This is a genomic window from Actinoplanes xinjiangensis, from assembly GCF_003148685.1.
In the GTDB taxonomy this organism is placed as follows: domain Bacteria; phylum Actinomycetota; class Actinomycetes; order Mycobacteriales; family Micromonosporaceae; genus Actinoplanes; species Actinoplanes xinjiangensis.
Genome location: NZ_QGGR01000003.1, coordinates 384,308 through 397,588 on the forward strand (window position 1 = coordinate 384,308; position 13,281 = coordinate 397,588).

Here is a 13,281-nt window from a genome sequence, read left to right on the forward strand (position 1 = left end):
GCCCGGCCCCCGTACCTCTCACACCCCCGGTGTGCCCGATACGCGGGACAGCCGAACGGGCATGGGTTTATTACGGTTCGTTCAGCTACCCACCGAGAGGATCCTCATGCACCGCTCCTCCGCCGGCCTGGCCGCCCTGCTGCTCGCCGCCTCCTGCGGGCTCACCGCCTGCTCCTCGGAGCCGGCCGGGGACACCGTCACGGCGTTCCTCGACGGCTGGACCGGCGGCAAGCTCGACGACATCGGCTTCGTCACCGCGGCCGGCGGCAAGATCGCCGCGGGGGACGTGCAGAGCCAGATCAACGCCCTCTACGGTGACCTCACCGGCCAGCCGCTCGCGGTCACCACGGCCGGCGCCACCGAGGAGAACGGCGACAACGCCAGCACGCCGATCACGGTCAAATGGACCCTGCCGGGCGGCGCCGAGTGGAGCTACCGCAGCACCGTGCGCACCACCAGGGCCGACAAGGACGGGTGGAGCGTCGTCTGGGAGCCCGCCGTGGTCCAGCCCGACCTGGCCGCCGGCGAGAAACTACGGCTGCGCCGCGTCGCCGCCACCCGCGCCGGCATCCTCGACGCGAGCGGCAACGCCCTGGTCGGGCCGCAGAAGGTGACGATCATCGGGGTCACCCCCGAACGGATCACCAACCTTCCGCAACTCCAGAAGGACCTGGCCACCGCGTTCCGCAAGATCAATGTGGACGTGGGCCTGAACGACCTCAAGGACCGGGTCGGCAAGGCCCAGCCCGGCGCCTTCATCGACCTGGTCAGCCTGCGGCGCACCGACTACGAGAAGATCAGGGCGGAGGTACGGCCGCTGCCCGGCACCGTCTTCCGGGACGAGACCCGGCAGCTCGCACCCACCCGGGCCTACGCGCGCGCCCTGCTCGGCACGGTCGACCCCGCCACCGAGGAGGACATCGCCGCCAAACCCGGCATCCTCCAGGCCGGCGACCAGGCCGGGCACGGCGGCCTCCAGGAGAAGTACGACGACCTGCTCCGCGGCAGCCCCGGCCTCTCCGTGGTCATCGCCCGCGAGGCCGCCGACGGCGACACCGAGGAGGCCAAGCTGTTCACCAGCGAGCCGGTCGCCGGCAAGCCGATCAAGGTGACGCTCGACACCAGAGTGCAGAACGCCGCCGACACCGCCCTCGCCACCGAGAAGCAGCCCAGCTCCCTGGTCGCCATCCGGGTCAGCGACGGCGCCGTCCTGGCCTCCGCAAACGGCCCCGAGCCCGGCGGCGTCAACACCGCCTTCACCGGCCAGGTCCCGCCCGGGTCCACCTTCAAGATGATTTCCGCGTACGGCCTACTCGCGCGCGACGTCATCACCGCCGACACCGTCGTCGACTGTCCGAAAACGGTCACGGTCGATGGGCGGGAGTTCAAGAACTCGCACGATCAGGCGCTCGGCAAGGTCCCGTTCCACGTGGACTTCGCCAAGTCCTGCAACACCGCCTTCGCCGCGCTCGCACCCAAGCTCGGCTCAGCCGGCCTCCAGGAGGCGTCCAGCGCCCTCGGCCTCGGCGGCACGTGGGATCTCGGCATCGACGCGTACTCCGGCCAGGTCTCCGACGGCGGCACCGCCACCGAACTCGCCGCCGCCGTCTTCGGCCAGGGCAGCACCGTCGTCAGCCCGCTCGCCATGGCGGCCGCCACCGCGGCCATCGCGAAAGGCCAGTTCCAGCAGCCCAAACTGGTACTCGACCCGGCGCCCGCCGCCGCAGCAGCCGCCGGACCGCAGCTCGACCAGGACGCGCTCACCGCGCTGCGCACCATGATGCGCGAAGTCGTCACCGCCGGCACCGCCACCGCGCTCCGCAACGTCCCCGGCGGCGCCGTCCACGGCAAGACCGGAACCGCCGAATTCAAGACCGGCTCCGAGGACACCCACTCCTGGTTCATCGGCTACCAGGGCGACGTCGCCTTCGCCGTGATGATCCAGAAGGGCGGCGCCGGCTCCGAGGCGGCGGTGCCGGTGGTGCAGCGCTTCCTGACCGCCCTCAACCGGTAGGGCCCGCCCATCACTCACGGTCCGGCCGGGCCCGCAGTCTCCGGCCGGACCACCCCGCCCCAGACCGCGCCGCCCAGCCCAGCCCACACACCACCCCGGGACCGCGCCGCCCAGCCCACACACCACCCCGGGACCGCGCCGTTCAGGCCGCGCCGCCCCGGACCGCGCCGTTCAAGCCGCGCCGCCCCGGACCGCGCCGTTCAAGCCGCGCCGCCCCGGACCGCGCCGTTCAAGCCGCGCCGCCCCGGACCGCGCCGTTTCACGCCACGCCGTCCGGACCGCGACGGCGGCCCACGCCGCCCCCGCCGCGCCGTTTCAGGCCACGCCGCCCCAACCCGCGCCGTTTCACGCCACGCCGCGCCGCGCCGGACCGCGCCGCCAAGACACGCCGCTCCTGGACCGCCCCGTTCACGCCGCGCCGGACCCCCGGCTCCGGATGCGGCGGCATCAGCCGAGGGCTGATGGGCTGCGAGCGATGGCAGGAGCGCACATTGGCGTTATGTGTGCTCCTGCCATCGCTCTGGCGAGGTTGAACGCGCACGATCCAACGATCGTGTGCGCCTATGCGTGCCAGAACGTAGCGAGAGCCCACGTTGAGCGATTGTGCGCGCTGGCCACCGCCACCGCCGTCGGTGACCCCGCAGTGTGTCCATCATCCCGGCAGGGATCAGCGGGCCCGGCGGGCCGCCAGAAACCAGCTACCGACGCGGTCGGACACCCGTGCCTGGTAGTCGCGCGAGAACCGGCACCCCACGTGCGGGCCCTGGGGCCGGAAGCTTTCTGGCGTCCTGAGTCGACACTATGGGAAGAAGCCGCTGACCTGGGGGCCTGCCGGGCAGCGACGTTCAGGCGGCACCGGGTGGGAGACCGGTCAACGGGCCCGCGTCTGCGGCGGGCGGGCCGAAACCGCCGTCGGCAGGTGGGCGTGGGCGAAGCATTCCCGGGCGGGTCGCGGGCAGCGGCTCGGAATCGAGCAGCGGTGCCGAACCGAGCAGCCGGGACAGCAGGCGACCCCCGGCGACCTCCGGTTCGGCGCGGCTTCGCTCCAGCCGCGGCTCGCCGTCGGACTCGGTAGCCGGCCCGGATTCCTCGCCGACGGGATCGGGCTCGGCGCCATCCGCCGGGACCTCCGCTACACCATCGGCCGGGGCATCTGCTGAGCCATCCGCTGCACCATCGGCCGGGACATCTGCTGCACCATCCACTACCCCATCGGCCGAGACATCCGCTGCGCCATCCACTACCCCATCGGCCGAGACATCCGCTGCGCCATCCACTACCCCATCGGCCGAGACATCCGTTGCACCATCAGCCGGGACATCTGCTGCACCATCGACTGCGCGAGCCGAGGGGGCATCTGGGCCCAGATCCGCGGGGGACTCTGATCCGGTATCCGGCCCGGGAATGGTCTCGTCACCGGGTCGACTGGCATCGTCATCCGACTCGGCGGTGACGGGCATATCCGATTCGGCGACGTTCTGGGCATCGTCGAGGACGTCATCCGTGAGACCGAGAGCGACGAGGCCCGGGCGGCCGGTTCTGGTCGGGGCTTCCTCGCCGTCACCATCTGAGACGCCCTGGTCAGGCCTGCCGGTGATGTCCTCGGCCTCAGTTGTTGCTGTCCTGGTCTCGGTTACTCCGTCGACGGACTCGGCTGCCACATCGTTCGTCGGGCCTGCGAACTGCCGGGGCACGACCGCGCCCGCCTCATCGCCGCCGGCCGGGACCGGTGCTCGTCTGGCGGCGAGTGCTGCGGCCGACGGCATCGGCGCATGTCCTGTGGCGAGTGCCACGGCCAGCACGAAGTCGGCATCGGACCGCGTGAAGCTCGGAAAGCCACCCGCGGCCGGCCTTGTCTCTCCGCTCACGGCAGCGGTCAGGCTCGGAGCCGCAGGCTCGGCATGACGGCCGGGGGTATCGGTGACGGTCGCCGTCCCGGATGCCGGATCAACCGGACCCGGCCCGGCCAGATCGGCTCCCCCGCCGTCGACACCGACGTCACGGCGCTGGTCGGCTGATGGACCAAGGCGATCGGACTCGACACCCGACTCCGAAACCGCGTCATCCGCATCTGCCGGAACGGCGCCACCATCGGCAGCGACATCCGGTTGGGAGACAGCCGCATCCGCCGGAACGGCGCCACTATCAGGAACAGCGCTCAGATCGGAGACAACGGCATCCGCACCCGCAACCACCCAAGTAGCGCCACTACCCCGAATGGCGCCCATCTCGGAGACGGCGGCATCCGCACCCGCAACCACCCAAGTAGCGCCACTACCCCGAATGGCGCCCATCTCGGAGACGGCGGCATCCGCACCCGCAGCCACCGAAACGGCACCACGATCGGGAACGGCATCCGGCTCGGAGACAGCTCCATCCGCAACCGCCGAGTCGTGGCCGTGGTCGCGGACGACGAGATCTGCGGCGTCCGCCCCGGTTTCTGGCACGTGCGCAGAGTCCGGCCTCTGGATCTCGATCGAGATCGTTCGGACGAGCGATCCGGCGGGAGTAGCTCGCATATCTGCGGCGAAAGTGTCGAGATCTGTGTCGGTGGCCGAAAACGCCGATCCCGGGGCGACCGCCGAGGCAACGTCGCCGGAGCCCGAGTCTCCTGCAGCAGTGTCGCCGAAATCCGAGGCGGCGGCAGCAACGCCCAACTCCGAAGTGACACCGCCGTCTTCGGAGCCCGACGCGTCGCCGGCGGCCTCCAGATCCGAAGCGGTACCGACGCTGCCGGAGCTCAACGCGGCACCGGCGACAACGAGGTCCGAAGTGGCATCGACGCCGCCAGGCCCAGACGCGGTGCCGGCAACGCCGGAGTCCGGGTCGACGCCAGCAACGCCGGATCCCAGGTCAGCGGCAGCATCACCGTGGCCCGGGTAGGTACCGCCATCACCGTGCCCATGGGTGCTACCGGCATCGCCGTGCCCAGGGATGGTGACGGCGTCGCCGTGGCCAGGGGCGGTACCCGCATCACCGTGGCCAGAGGCGGTGCCGGCATTACCGTGCCCAGGAATGGTGACGGCATCGCCGTGGCCAGGGACGGTACCGGCATCGCCGTGGCCAGGGGCGATACCCGCATCACCGTGGCCAGGGGTGGTGACGGCATCGCCGTGGTCAGGGTCTGGAGTGGTGGCCACGCCGGAGCCCGGGTCGTCGGCGGCATCGTCGTGGTCCGGGCTGGTGGCATGGGGGTCGGGGCCGACGGCCCGGGCGGCGGTCGCGAAGGTGCGGTCCCCGAAGGTCGTGTCCATCGAGCGGAACACGCCGGCGGGGCGGCCGGCATTGCGGCGGGCGGCGGGCTTGTCGAAGTCGCGGCGGGCGGCGACCAGGTCCGGGCGGGGGCTCGTCGTGCGTACCGGAGAGAGGCCGCTGACCACCGCGGACGTGATCTCGGACGCATAGCGGCCGTCCGGGTCGTAGTCCGGGTCGAAGACGGTGATCTCGACGCCCAGGCAGTGCGGGGATTCGACGAGATTGCTGAGGAGGAGCTCCAGCTCGGGGAAGGCGATACCGCCGGGGTCGGGTGCGTCGACGGCTGGCATGACGGCCGGGTCGAGGACGTCGACGTCGACGTGCACCCAGTAGCCGGCGCAGTCGACGAGTTGGTCGCGGGCCCACTGGGCGCTGCGGGCGGCGCCCTCGGCGCGGAGGGCCGGGACGGGGCGGGTGACGATGCCGGCGGCCTGGAGGTCGAGACGGTACTCATCCTGGGCGCGGATGCCGAGGACCACCACGTCGATGTCCCGGAAGTACGGCCGGCGGGACTCGATCGCCGCCAGGTCGGCCTGGCCGCGGCCGGTGACGAGTGCCAGGTCCTCGCCGGCGGCGGCGCCCACGTAGGAGGCGTTGCCGGGATGCCGGAAGTCGGAGTGGCCGTCCACGAAGACGAGCCCGATGCGGCCGCCGACCGCGTCGCCGAGGCGGTGCATGGCGATGCCGGCGCCGATCAGTATCGAGCAGTCCCCGCCGAGCACCACCGGGAACTCGCCGCCGTCGATGATGACGCCGATCCGGTCGGCGAGTGCCCGGGAGTAGGCGGCGATCTCGGCGGCGTGGGCGACCCCGTCACCGGGGCGCCAGTCACCCGGGTCGTACCGCGGTGGGGTGAGGCAACCCGCGTCGCGGGCGCCGAGCCGGGTGAGCAGACCCTGGTCGCGGAGGGCGCCGGGCGCCTTGGCGCAGCCCGGCACCGACGTCGCCGTCGGCGGGCGCAGGCCGAGATTGGACGGTGCGTCCAGAACGGCGATGCGGCGCACGACGCCCCCCTTCGTTGAGAAGCCGCAGCTTAGAAGAGTGCGCGGGCCAGCGCACGCCTTGCGCCGGCGACCGCGGGGTCATCGGGCCCGGCGACGGCGAACAACGACAAAAGGTGCTTGCGCACCACCTCGCGGTCGTCACCGGCGGTCTTCTTCACCAGGGTGATCAGCCGTTCATACGCCTCGGGCGCCTGCCCGCTGAGCACCTCGATGTCGGCGGCGAGCCGCTGGGCCTCGACGTCCTCCGGGTCGGCGTCGGCCTTGGCCAGGGCGGTCGACGGGTCGACGCCGGCGATCCGCCGGTACAGCTCCACCTGGGCCAGGCCGGACTCGGCGGCCGCGTCGGCGGGTGACTCGGCGAGGATCTTCCGGTACGCCGCCTCGGCCGCGTCCAGGTCACCACCCATCAGGGCGTCGTCGGCGGCGTCGAGACGCGGGTCCTCGGGGGCGGCCACATCGACGCCGGCCGCCTTGAGGACGGCGTCGACATACTGCCGGACCTGGGTCTCGGAGAGGACCCCGCTGAAGCCCTCGACCGGCTGCCCGCCGATCAGCGCCGTCACCTGCGGGATGCCCTGCACGCGGAAGACCTGCGCGAGACGCGGGTTCAGGTCCACATTGACCTTGCCGAGGATCCACGAGCCGCCGTACTCCTCGGCCAGTTTCTCCAGCACCGGGGAGAGCTTCTTGCAGGGTTCGCACCAGTCGGCCCAGAAGTCGAGCAGGATCGGCGTGGTCAGGGACCGTTCCAGAACGGACTGGAAATCGGCCTCGGTGACGTCGATGATCACGTCCGGGGTGACCCCGGGAACGGCGCCGGCGGGCGGGCCCGGCACGGCGCCGGGAACCCCGCCGGCCGGGGCGGCCGGTGCGGCGGGGGCGGCGGCGGGACGGCTCGGCGCGGCCGGTTTGGCCGGTGCCGAGGGGCGCAGCGCGCTGAGATCGACCGCGCCGCGGGTGAAGATCGACGGAGTGGTCCGTGGGTCGCTCATGGTTACCTAGTCTCGCACGCTGTCACGCCTGCTCGCGCCGCCACCAGGCCGCCGATATCGGACGTCACAACCCGCCCCGCAGCCGCCTCCCCACCACCCACGACGCACTCGACGGCCGGCACCGTTCCGGCACCGGGAACGGGGTCAGAAACGCGGGGGTTCGCGGTAGATGCCCCACTCGGATTTGAGGATGCCGCAGATCTCACCGAGGGTGGCCTCGGCACGAGCGGCGTCGAGCATCGCGGGGATCATGTTCTCCCCGGTACGGGCCACCGTGATCAGGTGTTCCAGGGCGGCTTTCACCCGTACCCCGTCGCGGTTGGCCTTGCGGTCGATCAGTTCGCGGCGCTGGACCTGCTCGACCTCGTGGGACACCCGGAGGATCGTCAGGTCCTTGGCGACCGTGCCGGTGTGGGCGTTGACCCCGACGACCTTCTTCGCGTTCGTCTCCAGCGCCTGCTGGTACGCGAACGCCGCCTCCGCGATGTGCGAGGTGAACCACCCGTCCTCGATGCCGCGCAGGATGCCGGCGGTGATGCTGCCGTCGTGCCCGAGCTCGCGGATCCGGGTGAAGATCTCCTCCGCCTCGGCCTCCATGCGGTCGGTGAGCGCCTCCACATACCACGATCCGCCGAGCGGGTCGGCGACGTTGGCCACCCCGGTCTCCTCCATGATCACCTGCTGGGTGCGCAGGGCGATCTCGGCGGACTCGTCGGTGGGCAGGGCGAGGGTCTCGTCGAGGGCGTTGGTGTGCAGCGAGTTGGTGCCGCCGAGCACCGCGGCCAGGGCCTCGACAGCGGTCCGGACGACGTTGTTGACCGGCTGCTGCGCGGTCAGCGACACCCCGGCGGTCTGCGTGTGGAACTTCAGCCACAGTGCTTTCTCGCTGGTGGCCCCGTAATCGTCACGCAGGTGCCGGGCCCAGATCCGGCGGGCGGCGCGGAACTTGGCGATCTCCTCGAAGAAGTCGACGTGCGCGTCGAAGAAGAAGCTCAGCCCGGGGGCGAAGGTGTTGACGTCGAGGCCGCGGGACAGGCCGAGCTCGACATACCCGAAACCGTCGGCCAGCGTGTACGCCAGTTCCTGCGCGGCGGTCGAGCCGGCCTCCCGGATGTGGTAGCCGCTGACCGACAGCGGCTTGTACCGCGGGATCTCGCGGGCGCAGTACTCCATCAGGTCGCCGATCAGGCGCAGGTGCGGCTCGGGGGCGAAGAGCCACTCCTTCTGCGCGATGTACTCCTTGAAGATGTCGGTCTGCAACGTCCCGTCGAGCCTGCCCAGGTCGGCGCCCTGGCGTTCGGCGGCCACCAGATACATGCAGAAGACCGGCACGGCCGGGCCGGAGATCGTCATGCTGGTCGTGACGTCCTGGAGCGGGATGCCGTCGAACAGCACGTCCATGTCGGCGGCCGAGTCGATGGCGACGCCGCAGTGGCCGACCTCGCCGAGCGCCTCCGGCTCGTCGGAGTCGCGGCCCATCAGCGTCGGCATGTCGAACGCGACGCTGAGCCCGCCCCCGCCGGCGGCCAGGATCATCTTGTAGCGCTCGTTGGTCTGGCGGGCGTTGCCGAATCCGGCGAACTGGCGGATCGTCCAGGTCCGCCCGCGGTAGCCGGTCGGGTGCAGCCCTCGGGTGAACGGGAACTCGCCGGGCCATCCGATCCGCTCGAAGCCGGGGTAGGCGCTGCCCTCGGGTGGCCCGTAGACCGGTTCCACCGTCGCCCCGGAGAGCGTGGTGAAGTCGGCGTCCCGCTTACGGGCCGCATCGTAGCGTCGTTGCCAGCGCTCACGGCCGGCGTGGATCTCGGCTGCATCCATACCTGCCATGGTAGATCAGAACTGAACGATCGCTAAGGATTCGCGGGTGGTGGAACAGCAAGGGTTTTCCCCGTTGCCGCCCGGACCGGCCGGAACGAGAGTGGAGGGCAAGCAGTTCCCCAGAGGCCCCGGTGGCGCCCGCCACGCCGCCGGGGCCCCCGCCACTCACCGCGGCGCCCGGGTCAGCACCGGCACCCGGTGCTCGAAGATCCAGGCCTGCGGATCGCCGCGCCGGTGCATCATCCGCATCACCAGCGGCGTCATCGCGTCCCGCATCGCCGCACCGACCGGCCCGAGGACCTTCGTGCCGCTGGTCCGCCGCCCGTGCGCGACCACCTTCTCCACCCGCGGCCGGCGCGCGGCCTCGTAGGCGGCCAGCCCGGCCGGCAGGTCCCGATGCTCCCGCAGGCTGTGCCCGAGGACCACGGCGTCCTCCAGCGCCATCGACGCGCCCTGCCCCGACGACGGCGCGACGGCATGGGCCGCGTCGCCGATCAGCACGATCCGGTCGCCGTGCCAGACCGGCACCCGGGGCAGGTCACGGGTGCTCCACGGGCCGAGGATCCCACCGGTCGCCTCGATCAGACGTGCGCCCGGCTCCCCCTCGAACAGATCCAGCAGGTGGGCGCGCCAGGTCTCGGCGGTGAACTCACCGGGCTCGACCGGACGGCGGCGCGGCGGGTTGGCGAACCACCAGACCCGGCCGTCCGGTGCGGCGGCCCAGCCGAAGAAGGCCCGGCGGCCGAACGACATCTGCATCACGCCGGCCGGCGGGAGCAGCGCGGGATCGACCGGGCGGTCGGTGAAACCGCCGGTGTCGAGCAGACCGAGGAAGTGCGGCGCGGGCGCCGACGGATCCAGGGCGGTACGGGTCCGCGAGTTCAGCCCGTCCGCCCCGACGAGCAGGTCCCCGGTGACGGTACGGCCGTTCGCGAACTCCGCGGTGACGCCGTGCGGGCCGGATCGGGCGGCGGCGAGCCGGTGGCCGTACACGATCTCGACGCCCCGCTCCCGCGCCTCGGCCCGCAGCGCCGCGTAGAGGTCGGCCCGCCGGATGGTGGTGGTGACCGTCCCGTCCGGCAGCGGCCCACCCAGGGGCAGTTCGGCGAGCAGCCGGCCGGACGCGCGGCGCAGCGCGAGCCGCGGTGTGGCGAACCCGCGGCCCAGCACGACGGCCGGGTCGGCGCCGAGGGCCCGCAACGCGTTCACCCCGTTCACCGCGATGGTCACGAAGACACCGCGTTCGGCGTCACCCGGGCCGTACGCCTCGTAGATCACCGGGGTCCGGCCGGCGGCCCGGAGAGCGATGGCGGCGGCGGTGCCGGCGATGCCACCACCGACGACGATGGCGCCATGTTCGCTGATAGTCATACAATGACTATTGATGAGATGACTATCGATCGTCAACCCCTAAGCTGGCCCGCATGAAGCGGTCTCCCCTGGCGATGGTTCTGCTGGCACTACTGGTGGAGGCGCCGATGCACCCGTACCGGATGCAGCAGATGATCAAGGAGCGCGGCCAGGACCAGCTGGTCAACGTCGCGCAGCGCAACAGCGTCTACCAGACCCTGGACCGGCTGGTACGCGAGGGACTGGCCCGTCCCGCCGGCACCAGCCGGGAGGCCGGCCGCCCGGAACGGACCGTCTACGAGGTGACCGAGGAGGGAGCCGCCAGCCTGCGCCGCTGGCTGCTGGAGATGCTGCCGGAGCCGGCCCGCGAGTTCCCGGAGTTCCCGGTGGCCCTGGCCTTCCTGCCGATGCTCACCCCCACCGAGACGCGGGAGCTGCTGGAGCGCCGGGTCGAGGCGCTGACCGCACGGGCCGACGCCGTCGACGGGCAGGCCCCGCCCGGACTGCCCCGGCTGTTCCTGATCGAGGACGAGTACCGGGCCGGCATGCTGCGCGCCGAGATCGCCTGGCTGCGCACTCTGATCAGCGAGCTGGACGACGGCACCCTGCACTGGGACCGCACCCTGATCGAGGAGACACTGGCCCGCTTCGGCTAGCCCCGGACGGGTGCGGGGCTCAGAGGCTTTCCAGCAGCTTCGCCGCGGCCGCGTGCGGGTCGAGGTCACCGTCGGCGACCCGGGCCGCCAGCTCCGGGAGGGTCGCGCCACCGCGCAGATCACCCATCCGCGCCCGCAGCGTGCCCAGCGCCAGCGCGGAGATCTCCACGGCGGCCCGATGCTCGCGCCGTCGGCGCAGGTTGCCGGTGCTCTCCAGCCACTCACGGTGTTTCCCGATGGCGGCCACCACGTCGTCGATGCCCTCGTTCTTCACGGCGACCGCGCGTACCACCTGGGGCCGCCACTCGCCGGGACCGCGTTCGCCGAGGGCGAGCATGCCCTGGATGTCCCGGTAGGTGGCGTCGGCGCCGGGCCGGTCCGCCTTGTTGATCACGAAGACGTCGGCGATCTCCAGCACGCCCGCCTTCACGGCCTGGATCGCGTCGCCCATCCCGGGGGCGAGCAGCACCAGCGTGGTGTCGGCGAGGGAGGCGATCTCCACCTCGGCCTGCCCGACCCCGACCGTCTCGACCAGGATCACGTCGCAGCCGGCGCCCTCCAGCACCCGGACCGCCTGCGGGGTGGCCGCCGACAGGCCGCCGAGCTGGCCACGGCTGGACATCGAGCGGATGTAGACGCCGGAGTCGGCGGTGTGGTCCTGCATGCGGATCCGGTCGCCGAGGATCGCCCCGCCGGTGAACGGGCTGGACGGGTCGACGGCCAGCACACCGACCCGGTTCCCCGCCTCACGCAGGGCGCGGACCAGCTCGTTCGTCGTGGTGGACTTGCCGACGCCGGGCGCCCCGGTGAGGCCGACGACCTGCGCCCGGCCGGCGTGCGACGCCATCGCGGCGGCCACCTCCGGCAGGGCGGGATCACCGTTCTCGACCAGGCTGATCAACCGTGCCACGGACCGGGCGTCGCCCTCCCGGGCCCGGGCGACCAGGGAGGGGACATCGCGGCTCCGCCGCCCGGCGCCGACGGTCACGCCGCGGGGACCTTGATGATCAAGGCGTCACCCTGGCCACCGCCACCGCACAGGCCGGCCGCGCCGAGGCCGCCACCACGCCGCTGCAACTCCAGGGCGAGGGTCAGCACGAGGCGGGCGCCGGACATGCCGATCGGGTGGCCGAGCGCGATGGCTCCACCGTTCACGTTGACGATCGACTCGTCGACCTTGAGCTCGCGGGTGGACTGGATGACCACCTGGGCGAACGCCTCGTTGATCTCGATCAGGTCGAGGTCCTCGACGGCGAGGCCGGCCTTGCCCAGCGCGTGCCGGATCGCGTTGGCCGGCTGGGACTGCAGCGAGCTGTCCGGGCCGGCGACGTTGCCGTGCGACACGATCTCGGCGAGCCAGGTGAGACCCAGCTCCTCGGCCTTGGCCCGGCTCATCACGACGACCGCGGCGGCGCCGTCGGAGATCGGTGAGGAACTGGCGGCGGTGATCGTGCCGTCCGGGGTGAAGGCCGGGCGCAGCCGGGCCAGCGACTCGCCGGTGGTGTCCGGGCGGACGCCCTCGTCGCCGTCGACCGGCCCGGTGGCGTTGCGGCCGCCGGCCGGGACCGGCGCGATCTCCTCGGCGAACCGGCCGTCCCGCTGGGCGGCGGCGGCCCGCTGGTGGCTCCGGGCGGCGAACGCGTCCTGCTCCTGGCGGGTGATGCCCAGGCCGGCGCCACTGGCCTCGGTGGACTCACCCATCGAGATGCCCGCCCACGGGTCCATCAGGCCGTCGAACGCGGTGTGGTCTCGCACCAGCACGTCACCGAACTTACGGCCCGCGCGCTGGTCGGTCAGCAGATGCGGCGCATTGGTCATCGACTCCATGCCACCGGCCACCACGATGTCGAACTCGCCGGCCCGGATCAGCTGGTCGGCCAGGGCGATCGCGTCGAGGCCGGAGAGGCACACCTTGTTGACGGTGAGTGCGGGAACGGTCATCGGGACACCGGCCGCGACGGCGGCCTGGCGGGCCGGGATCTGGCCACAGCCGGCCTGGAGGACCTGGCCCATGATCACGTACTGAACGCGCTCGGGCTCGATGCCGGCCCGGCTGAGGGCGGCGGCGATCGCGTGCCCACCGAGGGCGGTGGCGGGCAGGTGCTTGAGGTTTCCGAGGAGGCGCCCCATCGGGGTCCGGGCGCCGCTGACGATGACGGAGCTGGTCACGGTCGTGATCCGATCTGCGGGAC

Annotated in this window: 8 protein-coding genes; 2 read left to right on the forward strand and 6 right to left on the reverse strand. The window is 72.2% G+C overall.

Annotation, left to right across the window (positions count from 1 at the left end):
* Positions 1–106 precede the first annotated feature (106 nt).
* Positions 107–2,014 (forward strand): penicillin-binding transpeptidase domain-containing protein, encoded by a 1,908-nt coding sequence (locus BC793_RS08625; protein WP_109591035.1) that lies wholly within the window; start codon positions 107–109, stop codon positions 2,012–2,014.
* A gap of 845 nt (positions 2,015–2,859) precedes the next feature.
* Here BC793_RS08625 and BC793_RS52765 read toward each other — a convergent pair.
* From BC793_RS52765 to BC793_RS08645, 4 genes are all read right to left on the reverse strand, one after another.
* Complete coding sequence (locus BC793_RS52765; protein ID WP_282959000.1) at positions 2,860–6,273, reverse strand: arginase family protein; 3,414 nt, start codon at positions 6,271–6,273, stop codon at positions 2,860–2,862.
* A 29-nt stretch (positions 6,274–6,302) separates the two neighbouring features.
* Positions 6,303–7,265: a tetratricopeptide repeat protein gene (locus BC793_RS08635; RefSeq protein WP_109591037.1), complete on the reverse strand. Its 963-nt coding sequence runs from the start codon at positions 7,263–7,265 to the stop codon at positions 6,303–6,305.
* A 144-nt stretch (positions 7,266–7,409) separates the two neighbouring features.
* Positions 7,410–9,083 (reverse strand): coenzyme B12-dependent isobutyryl-CoA mutase large subunit, encoded by a 1,674-nt coding sequence (icmA, locus tag BC793_RS08640; RefSeq protein ID WP_109591039.1) that lies wholly within the window; start codon positions 9,081–9,083, stop codon positions 7,410–7,412.
* A 165-nt stretch (positions 9,084–9,248) separates the two neighbouring features.
* Entirely contained in the window at positions 9,249–10,454 is a 1,206-nt protein-coding gene (locus tag BC793_RS08645; RefSeq protein ID WP_109591041.1) for an FAD-dependent oxidoreductase, read from the reverse strand.
* Positions 10,455–10,507: 53 nt separating this feature from the next.
* On the opposite strand from BC793_RS08645, the gene BC793_RS08650 reads away from it, so the two are divergent.
* A complete protein-coding gene (locus BC793_RS08650) occupies positions 10,508–11,089 on the forward strand; it encodes a PadR family transcriptional regulator (protein WP_109591043.1) in 582 nt (193 codons plus the stop codon).
* Between the two features lie 19 nt (positions 11,090–11,108).
* Here the strand turns inward: BC793_RS08650 and meaB are convergent, their stop codons facing one another.
* Both meaB and BC793_RS08660 read right to left on the reverse strand, forming a co-directional pair.
* Positions 11,109–12,077: a methylmalonyl Co-A mutase-associated GTPase MeaB gene (gene meaB / locus BC793_RS08655; protein WP_109591045.1), complete on the reverse strand. Its 969-nt coding sequence runs from the start codon at positions 12,075–12,077 to the stop codon at positions 11,109–11,111.
* The gene (locus tag BC793_RS08660) at positions 12,074–13,258 is read right to left on the reverse strand and encodes an acetyl-CoA C-acetyltransferase (protein ID WP_109591047.1); all 1,185 of its coding nucleotides are present in this window, start codon (positions 13,256–13,258) and stop codon (positions 12,074–12,076) included. The genes meaB and BC793_RS08660 overlap by 4 nt, the downstream gene beginning before the upstream one ends.
* Positions 13,259–13,281: the final 23 nt, after the last annotated feature.